The sequence below is a fragment of the Salinigranum rubrum genome (assembly GCF_002906575.1).
In the GTDB taxonomy this organism is placed as follows: Archaea; Halobacteriota; Halobacteria; order Halobacteriales; family Haloferacaceae; genus Salinigranum; species Salinigranum rubrum.
In genome coordinates this window covers 4145350-4163263 of the sequence record NZ_CP026309.1, presented here as the reverse complement: position 1 = coordinate 4163263, position 17914 = coordinate 4145350, and the positions used below count along the sequence as shown (strand labels likewise).

The 17914-nt window shown below is 67.7% G+C and carries 15 protein-coding genes and 2 pseudogenes; 9 read left to right on the top strand and 8 right to left on the bottom strand.

Features of this window, described 5'->3' with window-relative positions:
• Window positions 1-23 precede the first annotated feature (23 nt).
• From C2R22_RS20600 to C2R22_RS20585, 4 genes and pseudogenes are all read right to left on the bottom strand, one after another.
• Entirely contained in the window at window positions 24-1682 is a 1659-nt protein-coding gene (locus C2R22_RS20600) for a tryptophan--tRNA ligase (protein ID WP_103427436.1), read from the bottom strand.
• Window positions 1679-2730, bottom strand: a pseudogene (gene endA / locus C2R22_RS20595) (tRNA-intron lyase). The gene C2R22_RS20600 and the pseudogene endA overlap by 4 nt, the downstream one beginning before the upstream one ends.
• A gap of 57 nt (window positions 2731-2787) precedes the next feature.
• Window positions 2788-3555, bottom strand: a complete 768-nt coding sequence (locus tag C2R22_RS20590; protein WP_103427435.1) for an Sjogren's syndrome/scleroderma autoantigen 1 family protein — start codon at window positions 3553-3555, stop codon at window positions 2788-2790.
• Between the two features lie 61 nt (window positions 3556-3616).
• Window positions 3617-5287: a PGF-CTERM sorting domain-containing protein gene (locus C2R22_RS20585; protein WP_103427434.1), complete on the bottom strand. Its 1671-nt coding sequence runs from the start codon at window positions 5285-5287 to the stop codon at window positions 3617-3619.
• A 199-nt stretch (window positions 5288-5486) separates the two neighbouring features.
• On the opposite strand from C2R22_RS20585, the gene C2R22_RS20580 reads away from it, so the two are divergent.
• Window positions 5487-6137, top strand: coding sequence for an HAD family hydrolase (locus C2R22_RS20580; RefSeq protein WP_281259251.1), 651 nt, complete (start codon window positions 5487-5489; stop codon window positions 6135-6137).
• A gap of 293 nt (window positions 6138-6430) precedes the next feature.
• Here the strand turns inward: C2R22_RS20580 and C2R22_RS20575 are convergent, their stop codons facing one another.
• Both C2R22_RS20575 and secF read right to left on the bottom strand, forming a co-directional pair.
• A complete protein-coding gene (locus C2R22_RS20575; protein ID WP_103427432.1) occupies window positions 6431-7984 on the bottom strand; it encodes a preprotein translocase subunit SecD in 1554 nt (517 codons plus the stop codon).
• On the bottom strand, window positions 7984-8859 hold the full coding sequence (secF, locus tag C2R22_RS20570) for a protein translocase subunit SecF (protein ID WP_103427431.1): 876 nt from the start codon (window positions 8857-8859) through the stop codon (window positions 7984-7986). Before secF ends, C2R22_RS20575 begins: the two co-directional genes overlap by 1 nt.
• Before the next feature lie 573 nt (window positions 8860-9432).
• Between secF and C2R22_RS20565 the strand changes: the two genes are divergently transcribed.
• From C2R22_RS20565 to C2R22_RS20555, 3 genes are all read left to right on the top strand, one after another.
• Window positions 9433-10935, top strand: coding sequence for a lipopolysaccharide biosynthesis protein (locus tag C2R22_RS20565; protein ID WP_103427430.1), 1503 nt, complete (start codon window positions 9433-9435; stop codon window positions 10933-10935).
• Between the two features lie 135 nt (window positions 10936-11070).
• Complete coding sequence (locus C2R22_RS20560; protein WP_103427429.1) at window positions 11071-11397, top strand: hypothetical protein; 327 nt, start codon at window positions 11071-11073, stop codon at window positions 11395-11397.
• Window positions 11398-11970: 573 nt separating this feature from the next.
• Complete coding sequence (locus C2R22_RS20555; protein ID WP_103427428.1) at window positions 11971-12378, top strand: cupin domain-containing protein; 408 nt, start codon at window positions 11971-11973, stop codon at window positions 12376-12378.
• Between the two features lie 16 nt (window positions 12379-12394).
• Here the strand turns inward: C2R22_RS20555 and C2R22_RS20550 are convergent.
• A pseudogene (locus tag C2R22_RS20550) lies at window positions 12395-12909 on the bottom strand (DUF5812 family protein).
• Between the two features lie 404 nt (window positions 12910-13313).
• On the opposite strand from C2R22_RS20550, the gene C2R22_RS20545 reads away from it, so the two are divergent.
• The 4 genes from C2R22_RS20545 (at window position 13314) to C2R22_RS20530 (ending at window position 16106) form a co-directional block, all read left to right on the top strand.
• Window positions 13314-13895 (top strand): GNAT family N-acetyltransferase, encoded by a 582-nt coding sequence (locus C2R22_RS20545; RefSeq protein ID WP_103427427.1) that lies wholly within the window; start codon window positions 13314-13316, stop codon window positions 13893-13895.
• A gap of 167 nt (window positions 13896-14062) precedes the next feature.
• On the top strand, window positions 14063-14758 hold the full coding sequence (locus tag C2R22_RS20540) for a CDP-alcohol phosphatidyltransferase family protein (protein ID WP_103427426.1): 696 nt from the start codon (window positions 14063-14065) through the stop codon (window positions 14756-14758).
• The gene (locus tag C2R22_RS20535; RefSeq protein ID WP_103427425.1) at window positions 14755-15426 is read left to right on the top strand and encodes a CehA/McbA family metallohydrolase; all 672 of its coding nucleotides are present in this window, start codon (window positions 14755-14757) and stop codon (window positions 15424-15426) included. The genes C2R22_RS20540 and C2R22_RS20535 overlap by 4 nt, the downstream gene beginning before the upstream one ends.
• Window positions 15426-16106, top strand: coding sequence for a TVP38/TMEM64 family protein (locus C2R22_RS20530; protein ID WP_103427424.1), 681 nt, complete (start codon window positions 15426-15428; stop codon window positions 16104-16106). Before C2R22_RS20535 ends, C2R22_RS20530 begins: the two co-directional genes overlap by 1 nt.
• A gap of 7 nt (window positions 16107-16113) precedes the next feature.
• Here C2R22_RS20530 and C2R22_RS20525 read toward each other — a convergent pair whose 3' ends face one another.
• A complete protein-coding gene (locus C2R22_RS20525; RefSeq protein WP_103427423.1) occupies window positions 16114-16623 on the bottom strand; it encodes a hypothetical protein in 510 nt (169 codons plus the stop codon).
• A gap of 158 nt (window positions 16624-16781) precedes the next feature.
• Here C2R22_RS20525 and C2R22_RS20520 point away from each other — a divergent pair, with 158 nt between their 5' ends.
• Window positions 16782-17870 (top strand): hypothetical protein, encoded by a 1089-nt coding sequence (locus C2R22_RS20520; RefSeq protein ID WP_103427422.1) that lies wholly within the window; start codon window positions 16782-16784, stop codon window positions 17868-17870.
• The last annotated feature ends 44 nt before the right edge of the window (window positions 17871-17914 follow it).

Here is a 17914-nt window from a genome sequence, read left to right as displayed (position 1 = left end):
GTGAGCGGTGAGGGGAGCGAGCGTCAGTCGTCGGCCTCGCCTGCGACGCGCCGCCTGGGCGATTCGAGTTCCATGTCGAGGTCCTCTAGCATCCCCTCGACCTCCGCGCGCTTCTCCTGGTGCTCGCTCAGGAAGTCCTGCATCAACCGGGCGGCCTGCTCCTTGCAGTCGCCACAGAGGCGCTCGCCGCCGACGCATTCGTCGTAGACCCGCTTGGCGAAGTCGTCGTCGTCGCCCGAGAGCAGGTAGGCGTACAGTTCGTACACCGGGCACTTGTCGGCCTCGCCGCCGAGTTCGCGCTGCTCCTCGGCGGTGTCTCGCCCGCCCGTGGTCGCCGACTTGACCTTCTCGTAGCCCTCGGCGGGGTCGTCGAGCAGCGAGATGTGGCTCGCCGGAATCGACGAGGACATCTTCCCGCCCGTCAGCCCGGTCATGAAGCGGTGGTAGAGAGAGGAGGGCATCTGGAAGCCGTAGCCGCCGTTGTCGACTTCCACCTCGCGGGCGAGTTCCTCGGCGTCTTCGGGGGAGAGGTCGAAGGCGTCGACGTGTTCGTCGTACCGTCGTTTCTCGCCGTCGATGCGCTCGACGAGGTCCTCGAAGGCGTCGGGGGAGGCGTTGCGGTCGAGAAAGCGCACTCGGGGACGAAGCGGCTCCATCCCGGCGTTCTGGAGCTTCTTCACCGCTGAGGCTCTGACGGGGTCGTCCAGTTCGGGGACCTCCACGGTGGGTCGGTCGGCGTCGAGCGCCACCGAATTCGGGTCGACGAGGTGCTGCGCACCGTGGACGCAGCGGACGTCCTGGTCGCCATCTGCCACCTCGACGAGCGCCTCGTACGCCTCCGCGACGAGCGCCCGTTCCGCGTCGTCGAGTTCCTGGCTGAAGTACGCCTCCGTCACCTTGAAGAAGCGCATCCGCGCCGCGAGGTCACGGGCGAGTCGGACGTGGGGGTCCTGGTCCGGGCCCACGGGGATGACGGTCGGTTTCGGCTCGTCCATCTGCGGGTAGAGGATGTCCGCCATCTGCGTCACGACGCTCTGCATGTGCGAGATAGACGTCTCACTGTCGAAGCCGTATATGCCCTCGAACTCCGCGAAGCGAGCCTTGGAACCGAGTTCGAAGGCGAGGTCCTGCACCTCCCGGTTGCCGGACTGCCGGTAGAGCGTCCCCTCTTCGGGGTCGAACCCGAGCGCCAGGAGCGAGAGGAGGTAGTCGCGGGCGTGTTCGTCGATTTCCTCCCAGGTGAGGCCGCGGGCGGCGTGGGCTTCGAGGTCGGCGATGAGGCCGTACGCCTCCGCGCCCTGCTGCTGGTGCCAGATGATCTCGTCGAACACCAGTTTGTGGCCGATGTGGGGGTCGCCGGTCGGCATGAAGCCCGAGAGGACCGCCGCGGGGTCGTCGTTCCGGAGCGCCTCGGCCACGGGACCGTAATCGCGGTGTCCGAAGATGACGCCGCGGCGCATCAGATAGTGGGGATTCGGCACACTCTCGATGAGTTCGTCGAACTCCTCGATGCCGAACTCCTCGAACAGTTTCCGGTAGTCGGCGATGGTCGACGAGCCCCACGGGTCGAGCGTCACGTCGTCCGCGCCGGCGGCCGCCCCGCCGTCGGGGAGGTGACGTCGACTCTCGGGCTCGACTCGGGTGTCGTCGGCGTCCGCGTCCGTGGGTGTGTCGTCGGTCATGGGGTCAACCGGGCTACGGAGAGCCAGTCTACTCCACCGTTGGCGTCGGTCAGCGCAAAAACCATTCGTTTGCGGACCCCGCCGGCGAGTCGGACGTCGAGCGAGAGGTCACGCGGGAAGAACGTGTGACCGGGCGAGAGCACGCGGACGAGCGAGTCCGAGTGTGAGAGCTCCGACACCGAGTCGAAGGACTCGTACACCCGGAAGTCGGCGCCGAACTTGAAACCGGACTTCGGAACTCCTCCCTCCCCCGAAGGGTCGTGTAGGTTTCGAGTCGACGGTCGAATCGCTCGCCTTCGACTTCCCGCCCGCGGGCGACGACGGCGCTGTCGTCGTCCATCGGTTCGCCGTCGGCGTCGGTGACCGTCAGCGCATCCCGGCGGACGAGCGACGCCGCCTCCAGGAGCGAGAGCTGCAGCGGGCCCGAGTCGGCGTTTCGACCGTACAGTCGCTGCCCGTAGAAGTGCCCCTCGTACAGCGCCTCGGGAGGGTTCCAGACGAGGACGCGGTCGGCGAGGAGCGTCCCGGTGAGGTCGTCCGGTGGGTCGGCGTCCAGTGTGCCGCCGGGCGCGTCCCGAGCGGTCTCGAAGTACGTGAGGTCGCCGTCCTCGTCGACGACGGCGAGGACGACGTCACCGAGTTCGCGAGCGGGGATCGACTCGCGCTCGCCGACGACGCGGACCCGATGGGCGACCTCGTCGTCCCACGGGCCGCTCCCGCGCGGATAGACGACGAAGTCGGCGTCGCCTGCCTCGTCGGCGTGCCGGGCCGGCGAGAGGTAGAAGCCGCGGTCGCGGAGGTCCTTGTAGACGACGAACTCGAGGACGACGCCCGTCGTCGCGAGAAACGCCTGAAAGTCCAGTTTCCGGCCGTCGGCGTCGACGCCGTCGAGGTCGCCTCGCTGGAGGAGGTGAGCGGCCTCGACGGCGGTCAGTTCGAGCCCGTTGCCGCCGGTCGGCCGACCGTATCCCCGCGAGTCGTAGAACCGCTGACGGGCGTCGTCACCGAGGTGGACGGTCCGCCCGTCGGCGTCGAGCGTCGCGTGCATACGGCGGTTGCGGTTCGGCGGGGTGAAAGCCCCACCGATTGTATCCGTACCGGTCGATCAGGTGCCGTCCGCGCTCTCACAGTCTTCCCCGTCGAGGCGGAACTCGTCGCAGGTGCTGTCGAGGCAGCGCCGGCCCGTCGGGGTCTCGAAGACGGGAAGCCCGCAGTCACAGGTGTCGCGGACGACGCCCGCCGGAATCGAGAAGGCCGTCTCACAGGTCGGGTAGGCGTCGCAGCCGGCGATGAGGCCCGACCGCCGGAGGATTCTGAGCGGAGCGCCGCAGTCGGGACACGACCACGAGCCGTCGAACCGGTCTCTCACCGCGTTGTCGAGGGGCTCACACGAGCGGTCGACGCACACCTCGAAGACCGTGCCGCGCTCGACCCGCATCAGCGGGAGGCCGCAGTCCTCGCACGTTTCGTCGAGGACCTGTGCGCCCGCGACGAGCGGGTACTCGACGCCCGAGTCGAGCCCGGAGATACGACCGGCGGTGCGGACGAGCGGTTCGCCCGTCTCGGGGTGGTGACCGACCGGTACGCCGGCCGCCGAAACCGGGTAGGTCGCCCGCCCGCTCAGGTCGTGCGAGACGACGCGAAGGGTCTGCTCGCCCGCCCGGGCGGTGAGGCCGAAGCCGGACTCGTCCTCCTCGACGGAGAGCGAGTCCGGTCGGGTGAGCCACGCCACCGGCTGGTAGCCGTCGGCGTCGTGGACGAGGACGGTGCGGTCGGGCTTGACGAGGACGACGACGCGACCCCGGGTAGTCCGGTCGCGCGTCCCCTCGAAGGTCGTGGTGCAGTCGCCGGCGAAGAGGCGAGCCGAGTCCATGTCGCGGGGTGGCCGCGGCCTCCGGTTTGAACCCTCGGACGAAGGTTCATCGGGGAGGCCGTCAGTCGCGGCGGGCGAGGAAGAGCGCGGCGAGCGCCAGGGCCGAGAGCGCGACGCCCGCGCCGAAGCCGGGGAACTGCGTCGACGTCGACGGGGTCGAAGTGCCCGTCGACTCGGCGGGTTCGACGACGGTCACCGTCGCCGTCTCGGAGTCGACGCGCGCGGTGTACGTCCCCGGCTCGACGATGCTGAAGCTGAACTCTACCGTCGTCTCCCCACGCGCCGGGACGGTCACCTCCCGCGAGTTCATCACCTGTCCGAACATCTCCAGTTCGACCGGATGTGTGTCCGTCGTCGGCTGTGGGTTCTGCACGGTGACGACGACGGTCGCCTGGACGTTCGTGGAGATCCGCGAGGGCTCGAACGAGACGTCGGTCACGACCGTGTCGTTGGCCGCCGGGAGCGACGCGTCCGACGTGTTCGTGGCCGTCGAGAGGATGGCACTCGAGTTGTTCGGGGTCGTCACCGTCGAGGTGTCGGTGTCGGTGCCGGTCGCCGTCGGCGAATCGGTCTGCTGCCCTCCACCGCCGTTATCGTCGTCGTCGTCGTCACCGCCGAGGAAGTCGAGCACACCTCCACCCCCACCCCCACCCCCACCGCCGCCCCCGCTGTCACTGTCATCGTCGTCGTCGTCGTTGTCGGGCGCTTCGGTCGGCGTGTCCGTCGGTGTGCTGGTCGAGGTGTTGTTCGGCGAGTCAGTCGGTGTGTCTGTCGGCGTGTCGGTCGAGGTGTTGTCCGAGGAGTTGGTCGGTGTATCGGTCGGCGTGTCTGTCGGCGTGTCGGTCGAGGTGTTGTCCGAGGAGTTGGTCGGCGTATCGGTCGGCGTGTCTGTCGGTGTATCAGTCGGCGTATCGGTCGGTGTGTCTGTCGGCGTATCAGTTGGCGTGTCCGTCGGCGTGTCCGTCGGTGTATCAGTTGGCGTGTCCGTCGGCGTATCCGTCGGTTCCTGTGGGAAGAACGGTGGCAACAGTGGCAGCACCGGCGATGGTTCCGGTGTATCGGTTTCCGTGGGTTCCGGCGTATCAGTCTCGGTTGGCTCGGGTGTATCGGTGTCTGTCGGTTCGGGCGTGTCCGTGTCGGTGGGTTCCGGTGTATCGGTTTCAGTCGGCTCCGGCGTGTCTGTATCGGTATCTGTGGGTTCCGGTGTATCGGTTTCCGTGGGTTCGGGCGTGTCCGTATCGGTGGGCTCTGGCGTATCGGTTTCAGTCGGTTCCGGCGTATCGGTTTCAGTCGGTTCCGGCGTATCAGTCTCAGTTGGTTCGGGCGTGTCCGTGTCGGTGGGCTCTGGCGTATCGGTATCCGTGGGCTCCAGCGTGTCCGTCGTGTCGTCGTCTTCAGTCTCTGTGGTCTCTTCTTCGGTTTCCGTTGTGTCCGTCGTGTCGTCGTCTTCGGTTTCCGTCGTGTCGTCGTCTTCAGTCTCGGTCGTATCTGTCGTCTCCTCCTCTTCGTCGTCGGTTTCGGTCGTGTCCTCGTCGTCGTCGGCCTCTGTCGTCTCCTCCTCTTCGTCTTCAGTCTCGGTCGTCTGTTGTTCGAGCGTGTCGGAAGAGCCGATCTGTGCCGAGTCTATCGGTGCGCCGGTCGCTGCCGAGGCCGTGCCGGAAAAGACGGGCGCGGCGGGTGCGAGTACGAGGGCGACCACGAGTCCGATAGTGACGAGGGCGTGCCTGTTCATGGTGCAAGGGGCCACGAAGCGTCTGCGTTGCCTCCGTGGTCAGTCGTACGCCATTCACGTCGCTACCAATTTAAATCACTCTCGGTATCCGTGCAATTTATTCACTGCTGAGAGAGAGTCACCGTCGAATGAACGTCAGTGATGGCTAAACTCGGCGGCTGGTCAGCAGACCTTTGGCCGGGGGCGTTCGACAGGGGATGTGGACGCTGTACTCTTCGACATGGACGGCGTACTGGTCGACTCCGAGCGCTTCTGGCACGCCTTCGAAGACGAGTGGGTCTTCGCCGAGGCGACCGACGGGACGCCCGACCGCGACGAGATCACGGGACGCAACTACCGCGAGATACACGACTATCTCACGGCGAACTACGGGACGAGGGTCTCGAAAGAGGAGTTCGTCGCCCGCTACGACGAGCACGCGATGGAGGTCGTCTACCGCGACGGCGTCGAACTGATGGACGGTGCGGTGGAACTGTTCGCCGACCTCCGCGCGAACGTCAAAATCGCCATCGTCTCCTCCGCGCCCCAGTCGTGGATCGGCGTCGTCCGCGAGCGGTTCGGCCTCGACCCGCTCGACCTGGTGCTGAGCGCCGACGACATCGACGACCCCGGCAAGCCCGAGCCCTACATCTACGAACACGCGGCGAGCGAACTCGGCCTCGAACCCGATGAGTGCGTCGTCGTCGAGGACTCGTACAACGGCGTCCTCGCCGCCGCCCGCGCGGGGACGTACTGCATCGGCTACCGGACGTCCGAGAACCAGCACGTCGACCACTCGGCGGCCGACGAAGTCGTCGAGGGACCGGCGGAACTGCGCGCGGCGTTGACGCGGCTCGGCTGTCTGACGTGACGCGGTTTCGACGCCGAACAGATGTCAGGGTCGCTGATTCTTCGAGGCAGTAGTCAGAAACGCCTTTTGTCGGTTGCGCGAACCGGGAGTCGCCCACCACGTGGGCACCCGAACGCCCTCCATCCCGCTGGCGACGCGTCCCACCTCGGTCGGCGGTCGCGTCGGTGACGGACTGTTGTCGCGCGCAGAGACGGAGAAGGGCCGGGTAGCGAAGTGAAAAGGAGGAACGCGAGGAGGAGCGCGAGGAGAGGGGGAAGCAGCCGACCGGTGCCGGGGAGCGTCTCTACCCCTCCTCAGCGGTCTTCGGTCAACAGCACCCGGAGGATGTCACCGTAGGCGGGGCGCGTGAGGAGCACGCCCACCAGGACGCCGAGGATGGTGAAGATGGCGAAGCCCTGGAGGTCCCCGAGCGAGAGTACCGCCAGCGGCGACATCGCGATCACGGTCGTCGCCGCAGCGGCGCCGATGACCCAGAACGCCTTCTTGAACCGGGACTGGAAGATCCGCCGCGAGGAGACGTCCCCCTCGGCCATCACCTCGTCGGCGATGATGATGAGGTCGTCCACTCCCGTGCCGATGACGGCGATGAACCCGGCGATGGCGGGGAGGTTGAGCGCGTACCCGATGCCGGCGGCAAAGCCGAGGAGGATGAGCACCTCGGAGAAGGCCGTGACGATCATCGGCAGCGCCACCCGCGCCTCGCCGTAGCGGACGAAGACGACTCCTGCGACGGCGAGGACGGCGATGATGCCGGTGATGACGGAGTCGACTTTGAAGCTCTCACCCTGACTCGGCGAGATGAACGAGGAGGTTCCCCCGTCTTCCCCTTCGAGGTCGAGCGCCGCCGGGAGTTCGCCGGCGCGGAGGTTGATCGAGACGCGCTGTGCCTCCGAGAAGTTGCGCGTGGTGAGCTGGAACGCGGGGTCGTCGGCCCAGTCGCCGGCCCGCATGCTCTGGGCGAGGCCGGGTGACATGCCGAAGGAGTTGACGACCCGGTCGTCGACGACGACGAGGAGACACGGCTGCGTCGCGTTGGGGTTCTCCTCGTACGTGCACGCCGCCCCGCCGGGCTGGGCGACCCCCGTCTCGACGACGCCCTGCTGGAACTGCGCCGCGGCCTCCGGACGCACCGTCACCGGGACGAACGGCCCGCGCTCGGACTCCTGAGCGGTGCCGATGTTCTGGAAGTCCTCGCCCGTGAGGACGCCCTCGCGGGTCGTGTACGTCCCGTTCTGCCGGTAGTAGATGTCGACGCGGACCGACCCGCGCGACTCGACGAGGTCAACCACTTCGGAACGGTCCTCGTTCGGAACCTCCACGAGGATGAAGTGCGCGCCGGTGGCGGTCGTCACCTGCTGGACCGTCCCGCCGGAGAGGCCGGCCTCGTTGATCTTGTTCTGGAGGACGCGGACGACCTCCGCGCGCGTGGGCTCGGTGACGCCGTCGCGGACCGTCTCGTACGATAGCCCGAGCGTGTCGAGCGTCGACGCCAGCCGCTGGGTGGAGACGTTCTCGGCCGTCACCTCGACCGTCGCGGTCGACTGGGCGGTGCGGCGGACGATGACGTCGCCCGGGTCCGCGGCCGGAATCTCGCTTGCGACGTTCCGCGCTACCTGTCGGGTGTCGGCGTCACCGATGTCGACGCCCTCGGCCGTGATACCGATGAGCGGCGCGCGGATTCGGGTCCCGCCGGAGAGTTCGAGGCCGTACTTGAGGTTCGTCGGACCCTCCGTCGCGGCGTTTCCGCTCTCGGCGCCCCCGACGGTTGGGGAGAAGAGCGCGAACGTCGACGCCAAGAGGACGATGACGAGCAGGACGATGCGCCAGTTGTCGCGGAGGCCGCTCATCAGCGAGCCACCCCCTCGAACTTGTACCACCGAAGCAGTGAGAGGTTCAGCAGGTAGGTGTTCATGAGGTCCGCGGTGAGGCCGAACACGAGGACGATGCCGATGGCGGCGAGCAGCGAGATACCGAACAGGGTGGCGACGATGGTCATCACGACCATCGCGGCGATGGAGGTGAGCGTCATCGTCACCCCCGTTCGCATCGCGCGGTAGGTCGATTCGTAGAAGTCGCCCGACCGCCGCAGGATGTGGTTGTTCAGGAGGATGTCCGAGTCGACGGAGTACCCGATGATCATCAGGAGGGCCGCGACCGTCCCGAGCGAGAGTTCGATGCCGAGGAGGTTCATCAGGGCCACGGGAATGACGATGTCGGAGAACGCCGAGATGACCACGGCGATGGAGGGAACGAACGTCCGGAACATCAAGAAGACGAGCACGCTCATCCCGAGGAAGGCGATGAGGACGCCGAGGAGCGCCTGGCTCTGGGTCTCGGAACCGAACGCGGCCGAGACGGCGTCGATAGAGCGTATCTCGAAGCCGGCCGCCTCCGCCTGCTGTTCGATTTCCGACGTCGTGGCGGCTCCCGATTGGAACGTGACGATGTACGTTCCGTCCGAGGGGACCGAACGGATCGACTCCGGCTGCGTCTCGAACGCCGCGCGGATCTGCTGCTCGGCCTGTCCCTCGGGGGCGTCCACGGTGATACGGAGCTCCGTCCCGCCCGTGAAGTCCAAGCCGGGATTGACCGGCGAGCCAGTCACGACGGTCCACCCCGCGATGACGAGGAGGGCGACAGCGAGAACCGCGAGCGGAACCGCCGCGAGCTGACGATTCGTGTACCGGGTGTAGTCGACCTCCGGTACGTCGAACTCGACCATGTTCACCGGTGTTCCTGCCCGCCGAATAAGCCTTCTTATGTGCGACTCATGGGGAGAATCCCCGTCTCAGGCTCGGCAGCGGCGCCGGTGTGAGTGCGGGAACCACGAGAGCGAGTGTCACTCAATCGGGTATCGATGCCGCCCCGTAGGCCGTTAGTCGACGCGTTACGTGGCTCGTTTCCTCGTACGGGGGAACGTTCCGCTCCACGCGGACGCGGTCGAATCCCGAACCGCGGTTCCGGCACGAACGCGTCGAAGACAGCCCGTCCTGCGGAAACGCGGTTGCCCGTCTCCACACCTCCCTGAGTTCGTCACCCTGCGCTCCCCGACGAGCCCGTGTCCCCGTCGACGAGCCCGACCGGCGTGGTTTAGTTCCCCGTTAAGGACGGCCGAACTCCCCGAAATCGGGCGGCAGCCCCACCCTGCCGGCGGTGGCGGATGCCGTTACTACGGACATAACAATGCCCCGTAGAGGGATAGGTACGACCACGTCCGAAGTGGTCGTCTCGCCTCGCTGGGTTCGACACCCGGTCCGGGTGAACTGCGGCTTCTGGCTCCCCACTCGCATCCATCATGTCTCGAAAGCTCACCTCACTCGTCCGTCGACTCGTGCCGAGCGGCGGAACCGGCCAGCGCGCCGCCAAGAGCGCCGTCTGGCTCTTCGGTCAGAACATGGTCGACCGGCTGTTACCTCTCGTCCTGCTGGTCATCCTCGCGCGCCTCGTCGGCCCGCTCGAACTCGGACTCGTCGGCATCGCGCTCGTCTCGATGAGCGCCCTCCGCAGCCTCACGGAAGTGGGACTGAACGAGGCGCTCATCCAGCGTATCGAGGACAACGTCGACCGCTACCTCAACACCGTCCTCGCCATGGAAATCGCCCGCGGCGTCCTCATCTTCGGGGTGCTGTTCCTCGCTGCGCCGTTCATCGGCCGACTGTTCGACGCACCCGCGGCCGTGCCGCTCATCCAGGTGCTCGCCGTCTCGGCCGTCCTGCGCGGCCTGAAGAACCCCGCCGTGGTGTACTTCCAGAAGAACCTCGAGTACCACAAGATGTTCGTCTACACCACCGGCGGGACGCTCGCGTTCTTCGTCACGGGGCTCGCCCTCGCCCTGTGGGACCCCTCCGCGTGGGCGTGGGTCGGCGCGTTCCTCGCCTCGGACCTCGTCCGACTGGTGGCGTCGTACCTCATCCACGACTACCGTCCGGGCATCGGCTTCGACCGCCAGGCGGCGGGCGAACTCATCCAGTTCGGCAAGTGGATCACGGGGACCTCCATCCTCTACTTCCTCTACAACGAGGGTGACGACGTCTTCGTGGGGTGGCTTCTCTCGCCCGTTGCCCTCGCGTACTACCAGTACGCCTACCGGATGTCGAACGCGCCCGCGACGGAACTGAGCCAGGTCATCGCCGGGGTCATGTTCCCCGCGTTCTCGAAGTTCCAGACCGACGTGGAGCGCCTCCGCGAGAGCTACTTCGCCACCGTCCGCCTGGCGTCGTTCGTCGCGGTCCCGATGGGTATCGGCTTCGCCGTCGTCACACCCGCGTTCGTCGCGGCCGCCTTCGGAACCGACTGGCTCCCGATGGTCGCCGCGATGCAGTTGCTGGCGCTCTACGGCGTGTACCGCGCCATCGGCAAGACGATGGGCGCGCTCTGGAAGGCCGTCGGCCGCCCGGACTACGTCACGAAGCTCTCGCTGCTCAAGGTGGCGTTGCTCGCCGTCCTCATCTACCCGGTGACGGTTCGCTGGGGCATCACGGGTACCGCCGCGCTCATCGTCGCGGTGAACCTCGTCGTGATGGCGCCGCTGGACCTGTACATCACGGCGAAGATTCTCGAGACGACCAGCACGAGAATCCTCTCGGAGGTCACCTACCCGCTCCTCGCGAGCGCCGTCATGGCCGGTGCGACCTGGTACGTCGGTCAGGCGCTCGTCCTCCCTGCGTGGATCGAACTCTGCGTCATGGTCGTCACGGGCGGCGTCGTCTACGCGGCCGCCGTGCTCGCGCTCGACCTCGGCACGAACTGGGGCATGCGCGCGAACCTGCGCCAACTCGTCTCGAACGTCGTCAGCTGAACGGGCACGACCCCTTCATCCCGTCTCTTCTTCCGGTTTCGCTCTGCCTCGTCGGCGCTCGTCCGTCGCCGTGACACGCGCCACCTCGCTTCTCCTCCCACCACGCTCTTCTCGTTCCTCCTCCTACACACGTCCATGACACGAGCGACGCGCGTCGTCCTCTCGTACCCCGAGGCGCTCTCGAAGTGGGGGCGCGACCAGGTCGAGAGCCCTCGGTACGTGAACTACCTCCGGAAAGTCGTCGACGACCTCCGCGTGGGCAGCGAGTTCGAGGAGTTCGCCGACGTGGGCTGCTGTGGCGACTCGCTCGACATCCGCTTCCGGGTGGAGGCTGTCGAGGGCGGCGACGAGATGGGCCCCGAGACCGATGTCGCGTTCACGACCCGCGTGGCCGACCACGACGGGGGCTGGAAGGTCCAGAGCGCCGCCGGACCGAACGCTGAGAGCGGCCGTCGCTCCTGACGCCGGTCGCAAAACGGTTATGTGACAAACGTTGTCGAACACTTCCCGATAGAGCGGAAAGGCCATGGCTTCCACTGGAGATGCCCCCGGCCGGCTCTCGTCCGGGGATATATACCGTCCATAGCGGACTGTACTCGATAGAGTCGAAAGGCCCTTGCTTCGACTGGAGGTGACCGCCGGCCGGGTCGCCGTGTCGCGGACGGACACGTGAACCCTCACCGGAGTCGATTCGAATCGAGCGATACCGAGCTATCCCCCTGCGTGCGTCCCTCCACATACCGCTCCCGAGCGGAAAGACCACTGTTTCGACTGGAGACGGTCGAGTGGTCCCGGTGGGTTGGGGCTTCGACGAGCGGTCGTCGGCCGCCTGAGCGTAGCTCAATACTCAACAGTGCGAATACGTACCAAACGGAGCGAAAAGGGCATCGCTTCGACTGGAGATGACGACCGCTCGGGCGTGTGCGTCGTGGTTGTCGCTGGACCGGTGACGGGACAGTGGCGCCGTGGCGCGGCTATCGTGACTTCCCGCGCCCACGAAATAGTTAATTCCGTGTCACGAGTGGTGGGCAGTGTATGGTAACGCACTACATCGAACCCGACGACGTCGACACACAGCAGTTCGACTGGGGGACGCTCAAGTGGATGGCGACACCGGAAGTGAGCGACTCAGAGCGGTTCAGCGCCGGGGTGGTACTGCTCGAACCCGGGAAGGGACACGAACTCCACACCCATCCCGACAGCGACGAGATCCTCTACGTCGTGAGCGGGACGGGCGAACAGACCGTCGCGGGCGACACGCGCGAGGTCGGTGCGGGGGAGATGGTGTCCATCCCCGCCGGCGTCGAGCACGGGACCGTGAACACGGGGTGGGAGACGCTCAAACTGCTCGCGGTGTACGCCCCGCCCGGCCCCGAGGACGTGCTGGCCGACCTCCCTGGCTGTACCATCGTCCCCGCGGGGGAGATTCCGACGCGCGACTGAGCGCGCGGCCGCACCGTCAGGGCATGTAGCGGACGACGACGACGCCCGGCTCCGACCTGATCTCGACGCGGGCGACGCCGAGTCGGGCCGCCCGCGAGAGCGCCCCCTCTCTGTCGCTGAGGACGTCCTCCACGGCCTCGTCGGTCCCGTCCTCGGGGACCGAGATGACGTGGAGTTCACCCGTCCCGCGCGTTCTTTCCGCGTGAGGTCGCCGACCGACTGGTCGGCGGCGATTTCCCGGGCGTGCGTCGTCGGCGACTCCTCGCTCACTTCGAGCGACAGTTGCCACTGGCGCTCGACCTCGACGAGTCGCCACGAGACGTTCAGCGGCGGTTCGGGCGCGACGGTCCCCTCGACGGCCTCGTCGCGCTCGACGCCCGGGTTCGCCGCGAGCGTGTGGACCTGCCCGCTCGTCACGTCCTTCAACACGGCTGACTCCTCGTCGGCGGCCGTGACGAGGAACGTGCCCCGTTTCTCGGCCTCTTCGGTCTGTTCGGTCTCTGCGGTCCGTTCAGACGCGTCGTCGCTCATTGTCGGACGGAGGCGATAGCGCCTGTTCACCCTTTCGTCCTCGTGACGGATGTGTCGAAGAGAGGCGAGATGCTGAGTGGTGAGCGGGTGTGGAGTCGTCGATGGGGCTGGGGAGACCGCAGAAACGCCGCGCACACACGGGCGCGGTGGACCGCAGCCTCGGACCTCCCCACCCGGTGGCTCGCGCACGGAGGCGCGAGCAGGCCCTCGCGCGAGTGGCCGAATCGGCTGGGGAGGGTGTGGCTGCGGTCCACCGCGTCCGTGCACCGCGTGGTCGCAGTCACGCCGTCGTCCTCTCAACACTCTCCCGAACAACGCTTCTGTAGAGACATGCACGCACCATCGCCTCAGTCAGAGACCACCACCCGTTATTACGCCGGGGAGACCACCCCCGGGTGAGACGGATGGCGAACCTCTGGCGACTGACCCGGAACGACCACGCCCGACGGGTGTACGACGCGCTGAAACGCGTCGGTGTCACCGCGACCCGGATGTACGAGTACGTCGCGCCGGCCGCCGAGGAGGTGAGCCGCAACCCCCCGGACGGCGTCACCGTCGAGGCGGAGGAGCCCCATTCGTTGACCCGGGTGGAGTGTCCGGCCCTCCCCGAACACCGCGACGACGAGACGGTCCTCGTCGCGCGCGAGGGAACGGGGAGCGGAGGAGAGGTGCTCGGTTACCTGTTCGTTAGCCCCGCACCGACCATCCGCGTCCACCCGCTGGAGGCTGATCTGTCCTTCGACGGCGCGTACGTCAGGCGGGTGTTCGTCCACCCGCACGCGCGCAACCGTGGGGTGGCGACGGCGCTCGTCGCCCGGACCAGAACGCTCGCCCACGAGTGGGGGCTGGCGACGGTTCACGCGCTCGTCGCCCTCGACAACCGCCCGTCGCAGTGGACCTTCGACGCGAACGGGTTCGAGCGACGACGCGTCCACGCCTACCTCAGGCTGTTCGGATACCGCCGTCACACCGTCAGCGAAGTCTGAGCCGTCCGGAGCGCTCACCGGTCGTCACCACCGCTCGGTGCTGCTCGATACCGATCGGTACCGACCGGTACCACTCGATACGCCCACCTATCTATATATTTGTGAATTTACTATATACTTTAGCGCCGGGTTTTATCTACCGCGTTCACGAAGGACGAAGCGAGGACATGTCCGACGAGAACAGGTCCGCACTCGAACCGGTCGAGGGGTTCGACTCCCGGGCCGAGCGCGTGGTGCGTTCGACGGCCGGGGAGAACATGCTTTCCCGACTGAACGGGGCGGACTGGCTCAGCCTGACGGCACTGTTCTGGGCGTGGGTCGCCGCGCTCCTCGTGATCAGCGGCGAGCCGAACTGGGGGATACTCGCGATGTTCGGCGGGTTCCTCTTCGACAAGGCCGACGGCTACTGGGCTCGTCGGCAGGGGGTCGACTCCGACTTCGGTCGGGCCATCGACTCCTTCATCGACGTCTTCGTCTATCTGGTGACCGCCGCCCTGCTGTATCACACGGTGCTCGCCCCGCACCCGGTCGTGGGAGCGGTCGTCGGCTTCGTCGTCCTCCTGTTCGGCGGCCTCCGCCTCGTCCGACACAACGCCGAGGGCTTCGGCGACGAGGGCGGCACCTCCTACTACGTCGGCACGACGGTCGTCCACACGAACGTCGTCGTCCTCGCGAGCTATCTGCTCGACGCGTTCGTCGGCGCGTGGAACGGCTGGGTCGCGGGCGTCGCCGTCGTCGCCGTCTGCCCGCTGATGACCTCCCGGTACAAGGCGTACAAGACCGACCTCGGCCACTGGCTCGTCGGCATCGGCGGCGCCGTGAGCATCGCGCTGGTCCTCGCGCTCGAGTTCGGTCTCGTATGAGACGGCTCCGGCTCGACCTCCACGTCCACACGGAGGACTCGTACGACGCGGACGAACCCGTCGAACGGATGCTCGAACGCGCGGCGGCGGTCGGCCTCGACGGCGTCGTCGTCACCGACCACGACGCCATCCGCGAGTCGCGCCGGGCGGCGGCGCTCGCACCGTCGTACGGCCTCGTCGGTCTCCCCGGGGTGGAGGTGTCGACCGCCGACGGACACCTCCTCGCGCTCGGTGTCGACGACCGCCCCCCGCGCGCCGACCCGCTTTCGACGACGGTCGACCGGGTCCACGCACAGGGCGGCGTCGCCGTCGTCCCCCACCCGTTCCAGCGGTCGCGACACGGCGCACGGCGGGACGCCATCGTGGCCGCCGACCCGGACGCGGTCGAGGTGTACAACGCACACACGCTCGTCGGCCTCCGCAACCGCCAGACGCGGACGTTCGCCCGCGAGTACGACTTTCCAGGGGTCGGCGCGAGCGACGCCCACTCGGCCCCGCTCGTCGGGAAGGCGTACACCGAACTCCGGGTCGAGGAGACGACGGGGAAGGGGATACTCGACGCCATCCGCGCCGGCCGGACGCGCGTCGTCGGCCAGCGAACCTCCACCCGCCAGTACGTCCGCAAGTACGTGTCCAACGCCGCCATCCGCGCGGCGTCGGTGCGGTGATGCGGCTGTTCGAGTCCCCCGCCGCCCGCCGGCAAACCCTCCTCCGAACCGGCGTCCTCGCCCTCGTCGTGGTCGGCGTCGGCGTGGCCGTGACGCGGTACGCCCCGTTCGTGACCGACCCCGAGTGGGTCCGCGCGACCGTCGACCGGGCCGGTCCCTACGCTCCGCTGGCGTTCGTCGCCCTCCAGGCCACGCAGGTCGTCCTCGCACCTATTCCCGGACAGACGCTGGCGGTCGTCGGCGGCTACCTCTTCGGTCCGGTCGGTGCCGTCTACAGCGTTCTGGGAGTCGCCATCGGCAGCAGCGTCGTCCTCGTCCTCTCGCGGCGGTACGGTCGGCCGTTCGTCCAGCGGGTGGTCACAGACGGGGTGCTGGAGCGGTTCGACACGTTCGTCGACGACTACGGCCTCCTTGGACTGGTAGTCGTCTTCTCGCTGCCGACGTTCCCCGACGACGCCATCTGCGCGCTCGCCGGACTCACCTCAATCAGACTGCGGACGATACTCGTCGTGCTCGTCCTCGCGCGGACGCCGACGTTCGTCCTCGCGACGCTGGTCGGCGACGGCCTCGCCGGCGCGCAGTACCGACTCGTCGTCGGAATTCTCGTCGGTGCGGCGGCCGTAGTCGTGGGCGTCTATCTCTGCAGGGAGCGTCTCCTGGCGGCGCTCCCCACCGCGTAGGCCCGAGTCAGCGGAGGAGTCGATGGACGGCGAGGATGAGACATCCCCCGACGAGCGGGGGCACCACGCCCGCAACCTGGGGAAGCCCGTACAGCGTTTCGACGAGCGGGGCGACGGCGACCGGCGGCGGGCTCTGTTGGTCCGTCGGGACGGTGATGACCAGTCCGACGTACAGCGACGCGATGAACAGGTAGCCCGCGAGCGAGAGCGCGAGGTCGTACCGGGCGTCGTCACCCTCCTGCCGACGGTGTCGACGGGCCACGAAGAGCACGGGCGCGACCAGCGGCGCGACGACGAAGAGGCCGACCACGATGTAGAACGCCCGCGAGAGCGTGAGCGACCCGCCCTCGATGGCAGCCGTTTGAGCGACGAGAACGACGAGTCCCGCGCCGAACAGGAGCGTCACCGCCCCCGCGACGAGCGCGCCGACGAGGACGTAGCTCCGAAAGAGCAGCGACCGGCTCTGCCGGAACGCGTACGGGAACGCACCGAAGACCCCGCGGTAGCCATCGGCCATATCCGCCGTTAGGACCCACGGAGGTTAACCGACGCGGTCCGCCGGAGCGAGTAGACCGACGTGGGGCGGGGACCACCCGAGTCCGTCTCCGTCGGGAGCGTCGGAGGACCGTGCGACGTACTAGTATATGTCACTCCGGTGCGACTAGCGTGGGTGAGATGGGTTCCGTCGAGAGCGTTCCGGGCGAGCGGTCGTCCGAGATAGGGGGTCGGTCGTGGTCGCCGTTCGGGTGGCTCGGCCGGAGGAGTCGCACGAAGAACATGGGGTTCGTCCGGTTGCGCGCGGACTTCGAGGTGTACCGCGAGGAGTTCGACACGCTGGTCTCGCGGGCAGCGGGCGACGGCACGTTCTGGGAGCGCGACGTCACCGACCTGCTGGAGAAGGTCGAGGAGGCGCTCGAGGCGGGCCGGGTCGAGGACGGCTGGCGCTACTTCCACGCCGCACAGCGACTCGAAATCCACGGCCTGGAGGCCCTGGACGAACGCGAGGCGGCGAAACGGGCACAGGCGGCGACGGAGGCCGCCGAGAACGCCGCGGACGTGGAGAGGGCGGGCGAACCCGACGCGCTCCGGACGCGAGCGCGAGCCATCCGCCTGGAGGCGCTCGACACCCTCGGTGGCTGGCGGAAAGAGGCGGTCGAAGAGCTCCTCGGAGCGGACGGACTGGCCGACGACGTGACCGGGGAGGAGGTCCGCGCGGCGAGCAAAATCCTCCACGACCAGTACGAGGGCGTCCACCTGAAACGCTACTACCTCCAGCTCCAGTTCAACCAGCTGTTCTGGCTCGGGACCCTCGCGGGTTTCGTGTTCGTCGTCCTCTCGATACTGCCGTACTTCGACATCGCGACCTTTTTCCAGCCACCGTTTACGCTCCCGGTCGTCGAGAGCGGGGAGACGACGCAGGCACAACCCGTCGTCACGAGCGCCGGCTTCGCCGTGTTCGTCGCCCTCTCGGGGATGGTCGGGGCGTCGCTGTTCGGGATGCGGTCGCTCCAGAAGAAGCGCGTCTCGACGAAGGTCGCACAGCGCATCACGGGACTGGCGTTTACCTGGGCGCGCGGCCTCATCGGGGCCATCTCGGCGCTCGTCTTCTACTTCTTCCTTCAGACGCCCTTCGTGGGTGACCTCGGAGGAATCACGCCGGCGCTCATGATCGTCGTGGGCTTCGCCGCGGGCTACTCCGAGCGCATGGTCTCGCGGGCGGTCGAGACGGTGTCGGGAGCGACCACGGACGCCGAGTCCGACTGAGGTGACCGGCACGTACTTGTCGCTCCCCGACGCGCGTCGAGATG

What these genes read in the sequence shown, in the direction of transcription:
- C2R22_RS20600 (WP_103427436.1), bottom strand. Translation starts at nt 1,682, where the DNA reads ATGACCGACGACACACCCACGGACGCGGACGCCGACGACACCCGAGTC.
- C2R22_RS20590 (WP_103427435.1), bottom strand. Translation starts at nt 3,555, where the DNA reads ATGGACTCGGCTCGCCTCTTCGCCGGCGACTGCACCACGACCTTCGAG.
- C2R22_RS20585 (WP_103427434.1), bottom strand. Translation starts at nt 5,287, where the DNA reads ATGAACAGGCACGCCCTCGTCACTATCGGACTCGTGGTCGCCCTCGTA.
- C2R22_RS20575 (WP_103427432.1), bottom strand. Translation starts at nt 7,984, where the DNA reads ATGAGCGGCCTCCGCGACAACTGGCGCATCGTCCTGCTCGTCATCGTC.
- secF (WP_103427431.1), bottom strand. Translation starts at nt 8,859, where the DNA reads ATGGTCGAGTTCGACGTACCGGAGGTCGACTACACCCGGTACACGAAT.
- C2R22_RS20565 (WP_103427430.1), top strand. Translation starts at nt 9,433, where the DNA reads ATGTCTCGAAAGCTCACCTCACTCGTCCGTCGACTCGTGCCGAGCGGC.
- C2R22_RS20560 (WP_103427429.1), top strand. Translation starts at nt 11,071, where the DNA reads ATGACACGAGCGACGCGCGTCGTCCTCTCGTACCCCGAGGCGCTCTCG.
- C2R22_RS20555 (WP_103427428.1), top strand. Translation starts at nt 11,971, where the DNA reads ATGGTAACGCACTACATCGAACCCGACGACGTCGACACACAGCAGTTC.
- C2R22_RS20545 (WP_103427427.1), top strand. Translation starts at nt 13,314, where the DNA reads ATGGCGAACCTCTGGCGACTGACCCGGAACGACCACGCCCGACGGGTG.
- C2R22_RS20540 (WP_103427426.1), top strand. Translation starts at nt 14,063, where the DNA reads ATGTCCGACGAGAACAGGTCCGCACTCGAACCGGTCGAGGGGTTCGAC.
- C2R22_RS20535 (WP_103427425.1), top strand. Translation starts at nt 14,755, where the DNA reads ATGAGACGGCTCCGGCTCGACCTCCACGTCCACACGGAGGACTCGTAC.
- C2R22_RS20530 (WP_103427424.1), top strand. Translation starts at nt 15,426, where the DNA reads ATGCGGCTGTTCGAGTCCCCCGCCGCCCGCCGGCAAACCCTCCTCCGA.
- C2R22_RS20525 (WP_103427423.1), bottom strand. Translation starts at nt 16,623, where the DNA reads ATGGCCGATGGCTACCGCGGGGTCTTCGGTGCGTTCCCGTACGCGTTC.
- C2R22_RS20520 (WP_103427422.1), top strand. Translation starts at nt 16,782, where the DNA reads ATGGGTTCCGTCGAGAGCGTTCCGGGCGAGCGGTCGTCCGAGATAGGG.